13 protein-coding genes are annotated in these 15783 nt (G+C 65.8%); 2 read left to right on the top strand and 11 right to left on the bottom strand.

Annotated features, from left to right (window positions below; all coding sequences use genetic code 11):
* Nucleotides 1–327 precede the first annotated feature (327 nt).
* Nucleotides 328–1074, top strand: coding sequence for a GntR family transcriptional regulator (locus C9J87_RS19050; protein WP_198652419.1), 747 nt, complete (start codon nt 328–330; stop codon nt 1072–1074).
* 505 nt (nt 1075–1579) lie between these two features.
* Here C9J87_RS19050 and C9J87_RS19045 read toward each other — a convergent pair.
* The 7 genes from C9J87_RS19045 to C9J87_RS19015 form a co-directional block, all read right to left on the bottom strand.
* Nucleotides 1580–2413 carry a mesaconyl-C4 CoA hydratase gene (locus C9J87_RS19045; RefSeq protein WP_107706327.1) on the bottom strand — a complete coding sequence of 278 codons (834 nt, stop codon included), beginning with the start codon at nt 2411–2413 and terminating at the stop codon, nt 1580–1582.
* On the bottom strand, nt 2406–3269 hold the full coding sequence (locus C9J87_RS19040) for an HpcH/HpaI aldolase/citrate lyase family protein (RefSeq protein ID WP_107706326.1): 864 nt from the start codon (nt 3267–3269) through the stop codon (nt 2406–2408). The genes C9J87_RS19045 and C9J87_RS19040 overlap by 8 nt, the downstream gene beginning before the upstream one ends.
* A 5-nt stretch (nt 3270–3274) precedes the next feature.
* A complete protein-coding gene (locus tag C9J87_RS19035) occupies nt 3275–4444 on the bottom strand; it encodes an acyl-CoA dehydrogenase family protein (RefSeq protein ID WP_198652418.1) in 1170 nt (389 codons plus the stop codon).
* 49 nt (nt 4445–4493) lie between these two features.
* Complete coding sequence (locus tag C9J87_RS19030) at nt 4494–5735, bottom strand: MmgE/PrpD family protein (RefSeq protein ID WP_107706325.1); 1242 nt, start codon at nt 5733–5735, stop codon at nt 4494–4496.
* Complete coding sequence (locus tag C9J87_RS19025; protein WP_107706324.1) at nt 5732–6919, bottom strand: CaiB/BaiF CoA transferase family protein; 1188 nt, start codon at nt 6917–6919, stop codon at nt 5732–5734. Before C9J87_RS19025 ends, C9J87_RS19030 begins: the two co-directional genes overlap by 4 nt.
* 453 nt (nt 6920–7372) lie before the next feature.
* Nucleotides 7373–7786, bottom strand: coding sequence for a PaaI family thioesterase (locus tag C9J87_RS19020; protein WP_107706323.1), 414 nt, complete (start codon nt 7784–7786; stop codon nt 7373–7375).
* Nucleotides 7787–8354: 568 nt separating this feature from the next.
* On the bottom strand, nt 8355–9467 hold the full coding sequence (locus C9J87_RS19015; protein ID WP_198652417.1) for an oxidoreductase: 1113 nt from the start codon (nt 9465–9467) through the stop codon (nt 8355–8357).
* 70 nt (nt 9468–9537) lie between these two features.
* On the opposite strand from C9J87_RS19015, the gene C9J87_RS19010 reads away from it, so the two are divergent.
* Nucleotides 9538–10878, top strand: coding sequence for an MFS transporter (locus tag C9J87_RS19010; protein ID WP_157953262.1), 1341 nt, complete (start codon nt 9538–9540; stop codon nt 10876–10878).
* Nucleotides 10879–10982: 104 nt separating this feature from the next.
* Here the strand turns inward: C9J87_RS19010 and C9J87_RS19005 are convergent, their stop codons facing one another.
* The 4 genes from C9J87_RS19005 to C9J87_RS18990 form a co-directional block, all read right to left on the bottom strand.
* Nucleotides 10983–11399, bottom strand: coding sequence for an allophanate hydrolase-related protein (locus tag C9J87_RS19005; protein ID WP_198652416.1), 417 nt, complete (start codon nt 11397–11399; stop codon nt 10983–10985).
* A 60-nt stretch (nt 11400–11459) separates the two neighbouring features.
* Nucleotides 11460–12707 (bottom strand): M20 family metallo-hydrolase, encoded by a 1248-nt coding sequence (locus C9J87_RS19000; RefSeq protein WP_198652415.1) that lies wholly within the window; start codon nt 12705–12707, stop codon nt 11460–11462.
* Between the two features lie 60 nt (nt 12708–12767).
* Nucleotides 12768–14192 (bottom strand): dihydropyrimidinase, encoded by a 1425-nt coding sequence (hydA, locus tag C9J87_RS18995; protein ID WP_107706320.1) that lies wholly within the window; start codon nt 14190–14192, stop codon nt 12768–12770.
* A 201-nt stretch (nt 14193–14393) separates the two neighbouring features.
* A complete protein-coding gene (locus tag C9J87_RS18990; RefSeq protein ID WP_198652414.1) occupies nt 14394–15347 on the bottom strand; it encodes an N-carbamoyl-D-amino-acid hydrolase in 954 nt (317 codons plus the stop codon).
* Nucleotides 15348–15783 lie beyond the last annotated feature (436 nt).

Raw genomic sequence — 15783 nt, 5'->3', positions numbered from 1 at the left:
TTCGGGCCGCTCAACAAATATCGGGCGACTGCTCAAGACCGAGGTGGCGACGGGCGGCGCTGCCCGCCAGATTGGCCGGGCGAGCCCGGTGATATGACAGGCCATTTATACCGGTGTGGCTTGGCTCACGTCAAGGTCCTCATCCTGCGCGATGACAAAATGTTCCCGGTTTGGACGGCCACTTGGCGTCTTTGGCTGGAGTTCACTCGAGATCAGTCGGTCAAACTTGGCCGGTGGCCTGCTAATCTCGCGATTCAGGATCGGACGCAGAGAACCTGCTTTCACGAGTACCCATCCGGAGCCGTAACTCGCACAAGGAGGCAGCGAGTGACCAAACCCGCCCGTCGGGAACCAGCTTTTCGCCGGCTCCAGAACGAGCTCAGAACACAGTTGCTGGACCGCGTCTTCGACGCCGAGACCGCTCTGCCAACTGAGGCGCAACTGGCAACGCAGCATGGGGTCAGCCGTCAGACGGTCCGACGCGCGTTCCAAGACCTGGTGGCGGAAGGCCTGGTCACGCGCGTACCGGGCCGAGGCACGTTCGCCACACCCGCCACAGGCCGCTACCTGCGTCAGTTCGGCTCCGTCGATGACCTGATGTCGCTATCCTCGGACAGCGAGATGAGGGTGCTCAAGCCTCTGGGGCCGGTGATCGACCCGATCGCGGCTAGTCGGCTACGCATGACCCACGACCGCGTTCACCGGGTCAGTTTCGTCCGTCTGCACCAAGGCGACCCGTTTTCGCACACGGTGGTCTGGCTGCCCCCAGAGATCGCCGACCTCGTGGCCGACCGGCCGGAGGTCAACACCGAAGGCTCCACCAGCGCAATCACCGTCATCGGCGTCCTGGATGCGGTGCTCAAGCACCCCATCCAGGACGCCGAGCAGAGCATCACGGTGGAGACCGCTGAAAGCGTCGTGGCCCACGAGCTCCAAGTCGAGCCTGGGACCCCGCTGTTGAGGGTGGATCGGATGTACTTCGACAGCTTGGGCTCGCCCGTCGAGCTCGCGGTCAGCCACTTCCACCCCGACCGGTACTCCTACCGTGTCCGGCTTCGCCGCAACTTGCCCTAGCTAGGCAGATCGGCGAGGCCGAGATGGAGGTCCGGGCCGTCGTAAGCCCCCCTGCGCTTTCAAAGTTGTCTGCGTTCCGCCCTCGCTGGCCTGGGCGGCAGGCCACGTGACTTCCACGCTCGGGCAGGGCGATGTCATGCCCGAGTGTGGCGCTCGCCTGGCCGCACTAGAACTCAGGCTGCCACCAGAACGGAGGAACCCGCATCAAAACCACGTGAACATAGACGAGGAGTGGGACTTCTACTTGACCACCAGCGGGACCAGAAACTGGCCGTTGACAGAGAGAACGGTGGTTTCCGCCGCGACCTGGGGAGCGTCGCTCCGTCCCGGCGCTACATTTCGCCCTGTCCGGGCGTGAGCGGATCCGGCCCTTGACCAGTCAAGGCGTCCACCAAGCCCTGGGAACTTTGCACCACCGCAATAACAACGCTCTGAAGGGTTCCACCTGTTCCGTCAGGGGATCCAGCCCGCTAGGAGGTTGCTCCAGCATCCCGACCGGGCCACCTCAGTAGCCTACGGGATCAATACGCCCGACGGTGCTCACGGCCGTGGTGGTGTCGTGGGCGTCGCGGACCTCCGCCCCGGCGTCCAGACCGCCCTGCGCAGCGGCGACGGTGAACGTCTGGGGCCCGACCATGGGGCTGACCAGGCGGTAGGAGAACATCCGTCCAACCAGCCCGGCGCCCGCCCGGCGGTGGAGCTCGCCCATCATCAGGGCTTGGAGCGGTCCGTGCACGACAAGGTCGGTGTACCCCTCCATGCGGGCCCAAGTGTGATCGTAGTGGATCCGGTGTGCGTTGTAGGTCAGGGCTGAGAAGCGGAACAGCAGAGCCTCGTCGACGGTGAGGGTCAGGCTGGGGTCCGAGGCCGGCAGCGGATCCGCGCCTGCCGCCGGTCCGCTCACTGCCGGCACCTGGGAGTCGGAGCTGCGGTAGACGATGTCGTTCTCGTCCACGACCAGGATCCGGCCGTCCTGCGCGTACTCGTTGCGCACCGTCACGAACGTCAGCGGCCCCGTGCGGCCCTGCTTCTCCCGCGTGGCGGCGACCGAGGTGGTCCGGGTCGCGGGCCGACCGAAGATCAACTCGCCGTAGGTCGAAACCGTGCCGCCGGCGAACATCCGCTTGCGGCCCGGGCCTGGTGGCGCCGGGATCCCGAACGTCGGGTGACCGTCCGGGCCGAGATCGGCGTGCGGACGACGATCGAGCAGGTAGGTCCAGTGCCACAGGGGCGGCAGGGAGTACTCCGGAACCTCGGTGCCGAGCAGGTGCGCCAAGGCCTCCGCTTGCTCGTGTCCGATCACCTCCGTGCGCACGGCGACGTTCGCGGACTCACTCATCGCGGCCGTTTCCGGACAGGTGCTGCGCCCGGGTCAGAATCGCCTCGGCCTTCAGGACCACTGGAGCGTCGACCATCTGGCCGTCAAGGCGCACCGCACCCTTGACCCGACTGTCGACCACTTGCCGCGCCCAGGTGATCTCGTCCTCGCTTGGGCTCATCGCCGCATTGACGGCCGCCAGCTGGTTCGGGTGGATACAGAGCTTGCCGGTAAGCCCGAGCCGTCGGGCCCGTACGGCGTCGTCGCGAACCGCATCGGGATCGTCGAGGTCGGTAGTGACACCGTCGACCGGGCCGGGCAGGCCTGCTGCCCGCGAAGCCAGTACTAGGGTGGACCGGGCTAGGAGCATCGACTCGGCGTCCACGTCGGCGTCGATGTCGAAGGCGAAGTCGAGGTTCCCGAACGCGAGCCGGGCAACGCCCGGGACGCGGGCCAGGTCCGCGGCCCGGAGGAGGCCGGTCGCGGTCTCGACGAGCGCGACGATCTCGACCGCGGGACCGAGCCTGCCGTGCAGGTCGGCGAGCGCCTCGGGAGAGCACGCCATCGGCACCACCACGGCCAGCAGGCCTGGGAGCCCCGTCAACGCCGCGACGTCCTGCGCGTGGTGTGGGCTCCCCACACCGTTGACGCGTACGGCGGCGGCCCTCCCGCGGGTGCTCAGCCAGTCGACGACCGCGGCCCTCGCGGAGCCCTTGTGCTCCTCGGGGACGGCGTCCTCCAGGTCGAGCACGACCAGGTCGGCGGCGCTGGCGAGCCCCTTGTCGAAGCGCGCGGGAGTGGTGCCCGGCACGAACAGCAGCGACCGGGCGCTCCCGGCTGGCCCGAGGGGCCGCGGTGTGGACGCCGGCGCGGGCATAGCACTCACTCCGCCCACGTCGCGCCCCGCTTGACCATCTGCTTGGCGATCACGTTACGCTGAATCTCGTTGGTGCCCTCACCAACGATCATCAGCGGGGCGTCGCGGAAGTAGCGCTCGACGTCGAACTCCGTCGAGTAGCCGTAGCCGCCATGGATCCGGACGGCGTTCAGCGCGATCTCCATCGCGGTCTCGGAGGCGAACAACTTGGCCATCCCGGCCTCCATGTCGGCACGCTCTCCGGCGTCGAAACGGCGCGCCGCGTAGAGCGTCAGCTGCCGGGCCGCCGTGAGCTTGGTGCCCATCTCGGCCAGGTAGTTGCCGATCGACTGGTGCTTCCAGATCGGGACGCCGAAGCTCTGCCTGTCCTGGGCGTAGCGCAGCGAGTCGTCGATCGCGGCCCGGGCGACGCCCAGGGCCCGACCGGCCACCTGGAGGCGACCCACCTCGAGTCCGCGCATCATCTGGGCGAAGCCCTTGCCCTCGGCGACACCGAGCAGGGAAGTTGTCGGGACGCGGAGGCCCTCGAAGACGAGCTCGCAGCTCTCGACGCCCTTGTAGCCGAGCTTGGGCAGGTCGCGGGAGATGGTGAGCCCGTCGGCGCCGCTCTCCTTGTCCACCAGCACGATGGAGACGCCCCGGTGCTTGGGGTCGGCGTTCGGGTCGGTCTTGCACATCAGCGCGATCAGGTCGGCCCGCCGCGCGTTCGAGATCCAGGTCTTGGACCCGTTGATGACGTAGTCGTCACCCTCACGGCGGGCACTGGTGCGCATCGCCTGCAGATCGGAACCGCCGCCGGGCTCGGTGAGCGCCATGGTGGCGCGCAGCTCCCCGGTCGCCAGGCGCGGCAGGTAGTTGTCCTTCTGCTGCTGCGTGCCGTAATCCTGGATCAGCTTCGCGACGACGGTGTGGCCCCCCATCGCACCGGCCAGGCTCATCCAACCGCGCGAGAGCTCCTCGGTGACGAGCACGTAGCACGACGTGCTCACCTTGGCCTGACCCCAGGGCTCGTCGATGCCGAGTCCGTAGATCCCGAGCTGCTTCATCGAGTCGATGAGCTTCTCGGGATAAGTGTTGGCGTGCTCAAGCTCCTGCACGACCGGCTTGACGTCGCGGTCCACGAACTCGCGTACGACCTCAATGATCGCCGCCTCTTCCTCGGACAGGCCTTCCATGGCGTTTCCCTTCAAGTCGCTGGTGCGGCGGATGCTGGTCGGCCGGGGTTTAGGGGCCGGTGAGGGTGCGGCGAAGCAATTCGCCGCCGCCGGCCCAACTGATGTCGGAGCGATTCACGCCGCTACCGGCCAGACAGAGTGCAACCTTCTGCCCCAACTCGTCCTCGGTCGGCGGTCGCTGGGGAGATCCGGGCGGATGCTCGAGCGAGGCGTGTATCAGACCCCCGGCGGTGTGCAACTCGAGCTCAACCCGACCCGACAGGAGCGAGTCGCCTTGGTCGACGAGCGTGGTCTCGACGAGTCCCACAAGGCGCTGGGCCTCCGGTCGTCGCACCGCCTCGTCGGAGAACGCCTCGAAGCCCTGCCGGTCGTCGAGGATCGCGGTGGCCACGGCGTACTCGAGACTGAACTTGCCCTGCAGCCCGTCCTGGGGACGGTGGTGGATCAGGGGCTGGACGGATGCCGCCGGAGTGCGCACACGCACCCTCCTGACCGTAGCCGGGTCCAGCGGTGCGCCTGCTAGGTCCAGCGCGGACCGGACGGCGCTGATCGGACGCTGGAGCGCGTAGCAGGCCGGGTAAATCTTGATCGCGAGTCCACCGGGGACCGCGGGTCCATCGAGGTCAAGCAGGTCGAGGTCACCCCCGACCAGGCGCAGCCACGCGTCGACGGCGGAGATGTCGGCGCTCGCCCCGGCCTGGGCGAACTCCGCGGCCCGAATGCCCGCCTCAGCGGCGAGGCCGATCTGCAGTGCCTTGGCGTCGGTGCCGAACGCCCGCTGTACGCCACCCGCGGCCGGCACCGCGAGTGCGATGGCCCGTGCAGTTTGGTCGGCGTCAAGCCCGAGCGCAACCGCAGCGGTGACAGCCGCCCCGAGGGCACCGGAGGTCGTGGTCGCGTGCCACCCCGATGAGTAGTGCCGCCAGCCCAACGCCGTGCCCACCCGTGCCATCACCCCGGCACCAGCCAAGTAGGCGGCGGATCCGCCCCCGGTGGCCAGGGCGACAGGGATACACACGGTGCTGATGTGGGCCGTGGAGGGCATGTGCAGGTCGTCGAAGTCGATGACGTGGCAGGCTGCGGCCCACCGGCCGACCTCGGCGAGGCTGGCACCCACCCGCAGGATGTGGTGCCTGCGCGCGGTGACGCCGACGGCGACCGTGTCGAGAAGGGCCCGGTCGGCCAGCGCCAAGTCCTCGTGGCTCGGCACTAGGGCCAAAGCCCACTCGGCGAGGGCTTCTGCGACGGGCCGGGCCTTGCGGGCATCTCCGGCGGAGGTCAGCTCGGTCATGGCAACAGCTCCGGCAAATGGTCCGCCGGGGGCGCAGCTGTACTGGGTCCAAGCCCTAGCTCAGCCAGAATCTTGGCGGTGTGTTCTCCCGGTCTCGGGATGGGACCCATCTGGGGCTCCTCGCCGTCGAGCATGGCCGGCGGCACGAGGGCACTCAGCGGGCCGACCTCGGACCCGACCTGACGCCACCGGTTGCGCGCCTCAAGTTGGGGGTGCGCGGCGAGGCCAGCTAGATCTCGGAGCCGGGCGTTGGCGATCCCCGCGCGCTCGAGCCGGTCCATGACCACGTCCACCGGGAGTTCCGCGAAGACACTCTCGACGTACCTCGTGAGTTCGGGGCGGTTGGACACCCGCAGCGAGTTGGTCCGGAACCGTTCGTCGTGGGCCAGTTCCGGCTGCTCCAGCACAGTCGCGCAGAAGGTGACCCACTCGCGCTCATTCTGGATCCCCAGGAATGCCTGCTCGCCGGCAGAGCACCGGAACGGGCCGTAGGGAGCGATCGCTGCGTGGGACGCCCCGGAACGAAGCGGTGAGCTGCCGCCGTACATCGCGTAGTTAAGAGGAAACCCCATCCACTCGGCGAGCGCTTCGAGCATTGAGACCTCCACGGTCGCACCCTCGCCGGTGCGATGGCGGCGCAAGAGGGCGGTGAGAATGCCGGTGTAGGCGTACATCCCTGCGGCGATGTCCGCGACCGAGATGCCGACCTTGCTGGGTTCGTCGGGGGTACCGGTGATGGACAACAGCCCGGCCTCGCACTGAACGAGCAGGTCGTAGGCCTTCTTCGTGGTGTAGGGACCACCGTCGCCATAGCCGGAGATCGAGACGTGGATCAAGGCGGGGTGCAGGGCTCGTAGCGTCTCGGCACCGAGGCCGAGGCGTTGGGCGGCCCCCGGGGCGAGATTCTGGACGAAGACGTCGGCTCGGGCGATCAGCGCCTGAACGGCGCGCAGCCCGTCCTCGCTCTTCAGGTCGAGGGCAATGGACTCCTTGGAGCGGTTGAGCCACACGAAGTGGCTCGAGAGACCCTTCACCGTCTCGTCGTAGCCGCGCGCGAAGTCGCCGGGACCTGGTCGCTCAACCTTTATCACGCGTGCCCCAAGGTCGGCGAGCTGGCGAGTCGCGAACGGTGCCGCCACCGCCTGCTCCAGCGAGACAACCGTGAGGCCTTCAAGCGTCAGCATCCGATGTATCCGTCCCTGGGTGAATGTCCGGCCATATTATGAATGCGCCGTACATTCTGTCAACGTGGTGACGGGACGGGAAATTTGCCCAGGTCGTTGCCCTAGCGAGGTCTGTTGGACGCCAGCGGCCCTTCCGTTCTCGTCGCTCATCGCCCGCCGGCAATGACGGGTGAAGAATGTCCACTGCCAAGTTGCCCCCGCTGATGGCGATCAGCCGTAGGTTCGGCAGCCCCGACACGCCTCGTCGGGAATGGTCGTTCGCTCGCGGATGAGCACCACGACGGCGGGCGGTTGTGCCAGCCTCTCTCCCTGGACGCAAGTTCGTGAACGTGGTCGGTGACGACGTTCCTTGACTAGCCTCGCTCGTGAACAGCTAGCTTCGACAGCACAACGCCTCGGCCGACGCGGAGGACCGCTTTCGCCTCTTGTCGCCGCCGCTTTCCTCCTACCCACTCATGGTCGAAGCACCAGTTGGGTCTGTGTCACGATCGCGGCCACGCGTCCGCTCTCGTCGCTGACCGTCGTCTGCCATAGGGACGTGGTGCGCCCTCGGTGCAGCGGAACGCATTCTGCGACTGCCGTCTGCCCGATCGTGACGGAGCGGAGGAAGTTCGTCTTGCTCTCCATCGTGGTCGTGCTCGCGCCCGGTGGAAGGTTGAGGCTCGCCGCAGTCCCACCGAGGTTGTCAGCGAAGGCCATGATTGCTCCGCCGTGCAGGACACCGTTACGGTTCGCCATTTCGTCGCGCACCACCAACTGCGCGACGATGCGGTCGCGAGTGAAGCTGATCAGGGTGATACCCATGAATCGCGAGAAAGCCGGCTGGTCCTCTGCGATTTTCCGAAGCTGTTCTTCCTCTGGTGTCATGGAACGAAGGTACTCATCATCTTCTCCGTGATCGGCTCTCCCGCGGCGATTACCCGAGCTTGCGGCACCTTGCTCCGCAATAGCGGACAGCTCTCTCCCGCTTCGACAACTCGTAGACCTGTGCGACTTGCTCTCCGCGCGCCCCGCGGCGAACACCATCGTCGGTAACTCCGGGCGTTGAAGCCGTTGGCAGGGACTCACCGTTCCCTGCCTCGAAGGACCCGCCTCCCACCACCAGGTCAGCCGCGCACAGGTGAGGAGTTGGTTCGGACAGGTCGACGAACCCGGTCAGCACGGGATGCGATGCAGGGTGAACCCCGCCGTGATCCGATCGGACCGTCGCGCAGGCACCTCGGGGCTCTATTCCTCATACGCGACTCGATGCAGGGAAGCGCCGCACACCACATCGTTGTATGACGGGACGTGTCGCCTGACAACGGACCGGTCGTACAGCTGAGAGGCCCGCCGTCCTCAGCGAACGCCTGGCACATCAGGCTGTCACCTGCGCCATCCTTCAAGCAACCGGCGAGCCGGCTCTCAGCCACCCTCTCTTTGCGCCGGCCCCGCGTCAGTCCCCGAGCTCCCAGTCCTTGATGTCGGCGATCGGGCCAAGGGTGCCGTCCCGCAGCTCGGTTGCGACGGGGACGCCGTCCCGGACGCGGCGTGGCCAGTCCCGGTTCGCCAGCGCCGCCTTGCCGAGAGCGATGATGTCTGCTGATCCGCTGCGCAGGATCTCGCGAGCGGCCTCCGGTTGGTCCAGCTGTCCGTTGACGATTACGGGCACCCTGCCGTGCTGCTTCGCTAGATCGGCCAGCGTCTCTGATCCGGTGGCGAAGGCAGGCGCGAGAGCTTGGTACTCCGTAGTGTGCAGGAAGTCTATTCCGGTGCGACCGAGCGTTTCGAAGATCGTCACGGCGTCGGCGGTCGCGCCTGACCAGCGGTGGTCGCCATCGCTCACCTTGCCTTGGGAAATGCGGATGCCGACGGCGATTTCCGAGCCGACCTCTGCGATGACGCTGGCGCAGGCCTCAGCCGCGAAGCGGATCCGGTTCTCCGCGCTGCCGCCATACTCATCGGAGCGCTCGTTGAGGTAGTCGGTGAGAAACTGGTCGAGCAGGTACCCGTTGGCGCCGTGCAGCTCGACGCCGTCGAAGCCGGCTGCAACGGCGCGGCGGGCGGCGCAGGTGAATGACGTTTGGACATCGGTCATCTCCTCGCGAGTGATCTCGCGCGGCGTGGTGTAGGGGCCCTCGCCCCGGTAGAAGGTGAGCTGCTGGCCACGCGGGGTGATTGGGGAGGGGGCAAGGGTGGAAGTGGCATAGGGGTTGCCTTGAGAGTGCGAGCCCGCGTGCATCAACTGCGCGAAGATCTTGCCGCCAGCCGCGTGGACGCGCTCGACCACTCGAGACCAACCGAGCTCCTGCTCGGCGTTGGTGAGCCCCGGCTGGTTCAGGTAGCCTTGGCTGTGATCGGTGTCGATGTAGATACCCTCGGTGATGATCAGGCCAAAGCCGCCGCGCGCGAAGCCCTCATAGTAATCGACCATCCGGTCGGTAACCACTCCATCTGCGGTGGCGCTGACCCGCGTCATCGGAGCCACCGCCACACGGTTGGGCAACTGTAGGGCTCCGATGGTGAAAGTGCTGAACAACGCGTCATTCGCGACGGGTTCGGTGGGCACGGGGGTGGTCCTTCCGGTTTCTCGGGGGCGGTCCATGATCGAGGCGGGTCGAACTTGTACCGTGTCGATTATGGAGAGGATGTCACGACGACACCCTCACCATCAGCTGCGTCCACGCATCGAAGCGACCCCGCACAGGAGAAGGCGAGGGCTTCCCAGGATCTCACCCGTCGCTCGGGTCGTAAGCGGTGCCAGCGCCCTAACAACACTAGGCACTATCCCGGTCTTTCTCCTGGGCGCACAGGCGGTCTTCGTTCGCTCGGACTTGGACTTTGACGAGTTCCATCTCGGCATCGCCGTCAGCGCCTTCTTCGCCTCGGCAGCTGTCTCCGCCTTGCTCGGGGGCGGGTTGTTGGATCGCCTCGGTCGTCGAAGGAGCACAGTCGTGGCGGGCGCACTCGCGACCGTGGGCGGCTTTTGGACGGCCTGGGCTACCTGGTCCTGGAGCAGTCTCCTCCTGCCAATGATCGTCCTCGGCACGGCGAATGCCGCCTGCCAGGTGACCTCGAACCTCACGCTTGCCCGGGCCATTCCGGCGAACCGCCGCGGTCTCGGCTTCGGCGTGAAACAGGCTGCGATCCCCCTGGCCATCTTGATCGCCGGCCTTGCGGTGCCGGTGGTGGGCGCGGTCGTCGGCTGGAGGTGGACCTTCACCCTCACGGGTCTGGCTGGCCTGGTGGTCACGATCATGGGTCTGCGGTTGCCACCGGGACCGAGTGCGACGGTTGAGCAGCCCGGCGGCCGCGACCGGCCGCCTATGTCAGCCTTGCTGGCCGTTATGGCGGCAGTGATATTGGCGAGCGCGGCAGCTAACTCACTTGGCTCCTTCGTCGGCATGTGGGGCTTCGAGGTCGGTCTCACACCGAGCGAGGCTGGGCTGCTCATGGCGGTCGGAAGCGCACTCAACATCATGGTCAGAGTCTTCTCCGGCCATCGAGCCGACCTCCGGGAAGGACGAAACCTCCCCGTCGTCGCCTTCCAGATGCTCGTCGGAGCAGCTGCTCTCGCCCTGCTGTCCGCGCCCTCCCCGTGGACGATGGTCATGGCGACGCTCTTGGCTTTCGGTCTGGGGTGGTCATGGCCGGGCCTGCTTTTGTACGCCGTAGTCCGCGTCGGCCGTGACGCTCCAGGCTCCGCGTCCGGGGTAGTACAGGCAGGGGCCTTTATTGGCGGGGCCGCTGGGCCTGCGCTGTTCGGACTCGTCGCGGGCAGCATGAGCTTTGCCGTCGCGTGGCGCATGACCTCAGTGCTCTTCCTAGCCGCCGCACTACTCGTCTTCTACGCGCGGCACCTCTACATAGTTGATTTGGTGGCGCGGCCGCCGCAAACCCCACTCACGTACGGCGGCGGTCGTAACCGTCCGTCGCGCACCACCCCGCCTCACCCGGGGTCAGGTAACGAGTCAACGTGACTGCCCAGCAACGCCAAAGACGCTGGGGCAGACAGCCCCGATCCTCCAGAACCAGGGGGCATCGGCCGGTTCCGGGCACATCGGACCGAGCCACTGACCAGAGCTCAGACGGGGCTCGGCAGACCGCGGTAAGCCCGCCAACCGCCGTGAGAGCTAATCTCCTTCACGTCGGCGTCGTCTAGGTGCTCTGAGCGCAGGAGCATCGCCAGGCTCCCCTGCGAATCCGCCAGCTCGATGATCCCGAGCTCAAGCTCATGGGGCTCCCGAGGCAGGAAGGTCGCCCGGAGAGTCTCGTAGTCGACCTCGTAAGCTTCGCCCTCGATTGACCTCCCCTTGCCGTCGGGGGCCGGATACAGCCCGGGGAACTCATCACGAACACTGTAGAAATAATACGTAGGGGCTGTCTTGACGGCTCCGAGGAATCGGGCAGCCCGGAGCCCGACGTTGAGTCTTCCACCCCGCATCCCCTCCCCGCTGACGAAGAAAGTAATGGTGGTGGGCGGGTCATGTTTCAAAGTCACGTTTGACTGCTTTCTGCTGCGTTGGCGACGGCAATTCGCGAGGTGATGTGAACCGATAGATCAGCGACGGTCAAGTGCAAGGATCGTGTTGGCAAGAACGTCGATGCCGTTTGCGATGTCCGACAACTTCGTCATCTCTTCAGGACAGTGGCTGCGGCCATCGACCGACGGCACAAAGATCATCGCGGCGGGAATCTTGCGAGCCACGTGAACGGCGTCGTGCGTCGCGCCGCTGGGGATCGGGGCCCAGGACAAACCCCGGGACTCCGCGGCCCCGATGATGACTGACTGGAGCGAATCGTCGAGCTTTTGGGCCTGGTTGTCATGAATCCAGTCGAGTTCGACCCCTACGCCCAGTGCGCCGGCCTTGGCGGCGACCTCCTGCGCCAGCACGGCGCGCGCCGCGTCGAGCCAAACCGGGTCGGTGCTGCGCATCTCGGCCTCAAGTCGTGCGGCGCTCGGAACTACATTGGGGGAGCCTGGCACGGCAGTCACACGTGAGGTCGTGGCCACACCGGCCCCCTGAGCGTCGCAGCCGAGCTGCCGGATTGCGAGAACAGCTTCGGCCGCCGCGGCGAGGGCATCACGGCGGTCGCTCATCGGCATCGTCCCGGCGTGGTCCGCTCGACCGAGGAACCGGGCGATCAGTCGCTCGATCCCGACGATCGCCGTGACGACCCCGACCTCGACTCCCCGCTGTTCAAGGACGGGGCCCTGCTCGATATGCAGCTCCAGATAGGCCGAAACCTCGTCGGGTCCGAGCCAGCTCTGACTGATCATGGCCGACGGGTCCAAGCCGGTCCTCGCGCACTGGTCTCCCAGCGTTACGCCCTCTCCGTCGGGACGGTCGAGGTCGGCGGCTGTTAACTCCCCGGTCATGCAGCGACTGCCGAGGCAGGTCAGTCCGTGGTCGTTCGACTCCTCGCCCAAGAAGTCGACAACCAGGATGGTGTGGCGCGGCTTCTGCCCGCCGTCACGCAGCAGGCGCACCGTCTCGATAGCGCCGAGCACGCCGACCACGCCGTCGAAGTTGCCGCCCGAGCGCACTGTGTCGGTGTGGGACCCGAGCATCAGGGCCGGAGCCGTGGGGTCCTCGCCCTGGAGCATTCCGATGAGATTGCCTGCCGCATCGCGACGGGTCTCAAGTCCTGCGTCCCTCATCCGATCAGCCACCCAAGAGCGAGACTCGTTGTAGGCCGAACTGAACAGTGTCCTGGTGCAACCCGGGCCATCGACACTGAACTCCGCTAGAGCGTCTAGATCGGCGCCGACTCGCTGCTCATCCGCATGGGAAAGGGTCACGTCCATCGGTCTTCCTCACTGTGGCAGGGTTCGGCACAGCGCTTGAGCCCTGCCGACGGTTGTGTCTCAACTGATCCGGATGGAGTTGGTGACCGGAGTGCCGGGCAGCATGCCTAGGTGTTGGGCACGCTTGATGAACCGACCACGACCTGCCTTGCCGACAACTATGCCGTTTTCGCACACAACCTCGCCGCGGCTGAGAACCACCGTAGGCGAGCCGCTGACCTCACGGCCTTCGTAAGCGCAGTAGTCCACCTTGGACACTTGGGTCGCGACCGTGAGGGTCTCCTTGCGCTGCGGGTCGAAGATCACAATGTCGGCGTCGCTCCCCACCGCGATCGTGCCTTTCCTCGGGAAGAGCCCGAAGAGCTTGGCCGGCGTGGTGGAGAGGATGTCGACCATGCGGTTGAGCGTGATCCGCCCCGTTCGCACACCGCCGTCGTGAACGAGCTGGAGGCGGGATTCGATGCCGGGACCACCGTTGGGGATCTTGCTGAAGTTGTCGATGCCCATTCGCTTCTGGTCTGCGAAGCAGAAGGGGCAGTGATCTGTCGAGACGACGGCGAGGTCGTCGGCGGCTATGCCTCGCCACAGCGAGTCTTGGTGGTGCTTAGCTCGGGCCGGGGGGGTGAATACGTACTTGGCCGCCTCGAAGTCGGGCAGGTCGTAGACCGAGTTGTCGAAGAACAGGTATTGTGGGCAGGTTTCTGCATAGGCTTGCTGCCCCGCTTGGCGCGCATTTGCGACGTGCTGGAGAGATTCTTCGGCCGACAGGTGCACGATGTATACAGGTGCCTCTGCGATATCGGCCATGGCTAGGGCAGAGTGGACCGCCTCCGCCTCTGCCTTGGCGGGGCGCGTCGTCTCGTGATACTTCGGGCCGGTTTTGCCCTCGGCGAGCGCCCGCCGGACAAGGACGTCGATGATGCCGCCGTTCTCGGCGTGCATCATCGTGAGCATGCCGTTCTCGCCTGCGGCGCACATCGCCTCGAAGATAGTCTCGTCATCGGCCATGAGTGAATTTTTGTAGGCCATGAAAAGTTTGAAGCTCGTGACGCCCTGATCGACAAGCGCAGCCACCTCCTTGAGCTTGTTGTCGCTCAGGTCGGTCACGATCATGTGGAAGCCAACGTCGATCATCGGCTCGTCGTTCGCGAGTAAGCCGTGCCACTTGTCGAGGGTCTCCTTCAGGCCATGACCACGCGGCTGCAGGGGGAAGTCGATGACGGTAGTGGTGCCACCGCGCGTCGCGGCGGCCGTGCCACTCGTGAAGTCATCGATCGTCTCGGTCCCGGCAAACGGCATGCGCAGGTGGACGTGAGGGTCGATGCCGCCGGGCAGGACGTACTGTCCCGTCGCGTCGATGGTCTTGTCCGCCTCAACTTGGATGTCGTGGGCGATGGCCACAATGGTTTCTCCGTCGATGAGGACATCGGCGATGTAGTCGTCCACTGCGGTGATGACCCGACCACCCTTGATAAGTGTTCGCATGATTCTCCCAAGTCTATAAGCAGCAATTCGGATTCGGCTCCGCCGGAATTAACAACACCGAGCATCGGTGTTGACGCGTCGGTCCTGGGGGGAACGAAGCCCCTTCGGGTGCGGAGACCAACGATCAATTTCACTTCTTCCGACCTGGCACAGTCGCGGCTGGTCGTTGCCCCCGTCGTTGTGAGTGAATGCAGAGGACGTTCATGTCAACCCGGCCGACTTGGGAATTGGCAAGGGCTCGCCCCTGCCGACCCGCTCGACGAGGAGACCGTAGTGCTCCGGGCGTCTGTGCGCGGCGAAGTTGAAGACGCTCTGACGAAACGGTTCAGAGTAGTCCAGATCGATCTGCGCGAAAGCCACCTCGTCGCCGTCACCGATGACCTTCGAGACGATCTCGCCGGCCGGGGACGCGATGGCCGATCCGCCGACCATATACGTCCCGTCCTCCGTCCCCGACTTGCCCGCAGCGGCCACCCACACAGCATTCTGGTATGCCCCCGCGGCCAGCGACAGCAGATGGGTCGACATCTTCATGTGGGGCTCCTCCTGCCACCCCGGGACATCCAGCGGGGTGTTGTAGCCAAGCACCACCACATCAGCACTCTGAAGGGAAAGCATCCGGTAGACCTCGGGCCAGCGCCGGTCGTTGCACAGGCACATCCCAAAGCGCACACCGTCAACGTCGAACACGCCAAACCCTAGGTCACCGACTTCGAAGTAGCGCTTCTCGAGGTGTTGAGCCTTGAGCTCCTTGAGGTTATCCGCGTGGCCCGGAAGGTGGATCTTGCGGTACTTGCCGACGATGCGGCCAGTGCTGTCTACCAGAATCGACGTGTTGTAGCGATGCCCGTCACTCGTCAGTTCCGCGTAGCCGAGGTAGAAGCCGACACCATGCGATAAGGCGGCCTTGAACAGCGGGTTTACTGCCTCGTTGGGCATCTCGCGCTCAAAGTATTGATCGTGTCCGGAAATCTTGTCGGACCAGTAGCGCGGAAAAAACGTTGTGAGGGTGAGCTCGGGAAAGACGACGAACTTCGCTCCTGCGGCCACGGCCTGCTCGAGCATAGCGACCAATCTCGCCACGACGTCGTGCCTTGACTCCTGCGGCTGGATGCCCCCCACCTGGGCGACGGCCAAGATGAACTTGCGATCCACAGATTCTCCCCATATGAGATGTGTGTGCCTATTGCGAAGTCGTCGTCATTTGTTAGTCGTCACGGATAGTCAGCTGGAGCCCAGACCGGGAGCGATCAGTGGGATGGTCGAGCTGCGCGGCTTCTCCATACAGTGTCGTGTCGTCACTGATTCGGCGTCCCGCTCTGGACATCCCGAGATCTTCCCCGCCTCCAACGCAGTTGGCAGCCCGCCAGCGTGAGTGGGGTGAGCCGTGGATCGCTGCCGTTGACGTGAGCCAGCCGAACGGCGTCACCGACCTTTGACACGACCGTAACCTGCCCGCCTCTCCCAGGAAATGGTTAGCGCCAATTATTTGAGGCAGTTACGAGAGACTGCTTCGCACAGTTCGCGCACCGCCAGCACCGACCGCCGCCATCTCGGCTGTGAATCTCGCGGTACCAGTGAGTGACCCGAC

The sequence above is a fragment of the Nocardioides allogilvus genome, assembly GCF_003047285.1.
Taxonomy (GTDB): Bacteria; Actinomycetota; Actinomycetes; order Propionibacteriales; family Nocardioidaceae; genus Nocardioides; species Nocardioides allogilvus.
Note: the sequence above shows the minus strand (reverse complement) of the source record. Positions and strands in the feature narration are given on the sequence as shown.

Bases quoted from the DNA above. Each gene is read 5' to 3' on its own strand.
- C9J87_RS19010 (WP_157953262.1), top strand. From the start codon at position 9,538: ATGGAGAGGATGTCACGACGACACCCTCACCATCAGCTGCGTCCACGC.
- hydA (WP_107706320.1), bottom strand. From the start codon at position 14,192: ATGCGAACACTTATCAAGGGTGGTCGGGTCATCACCGCAGTGGACGAC.
- C9J87_RS19000 (WP_198652415.1), bottom strand. From the start codon at position 12,707: ATGGACGTGACCCTTTCCCATGCGGATGAGCAGCGAGTCGGCGCCGAT.
- C9J87_RS19040 (WP_107706326.1), bottom strand. From the start codon at position 3,269: ATGCCCGCGCCGGCGTCCACACCGCGGCCCCTCGGGCCAGCCGGGAGC.
- C9J87_RS19035 (WP_198652418.1), bottom strand. From the start codon at position 4,444: ATGGAAGGCCTGTCCGAGGAAGAGGCGGCGATCATTGAGGTCGTACGC.
- C9J87_RS19045 (WP_107706327.1), bottom strand. From the start codon at position 2,413: ATGAGTGAGTCCGCGAACGTCGCCGTGCGCACGGAGGTGATCGGACAC.
- C9J87_RS19025 (WP_107706324.1), bottom strand. From the start codon at position 6,919: ATGCTGACGCTTGAAGGCCTCACGGTTGTCTCGCTGGAGCAGGCGGTG.
- C9J87_RS19020 (WP_107706323.1), bottom strand. From the start codon at position 7,786: ATGACACCAGAGGAAGAACAGCTTCGGAAAATCGCAGAGGACCAGCCG.
- C9J87_RS19030 (WP_107706325.1), bottom strand. From the start codon at position 5,735: ATGACCGAGCTGACCTCCGCCGGAGATGCCCGCAAGGCCCGGCCCGTC.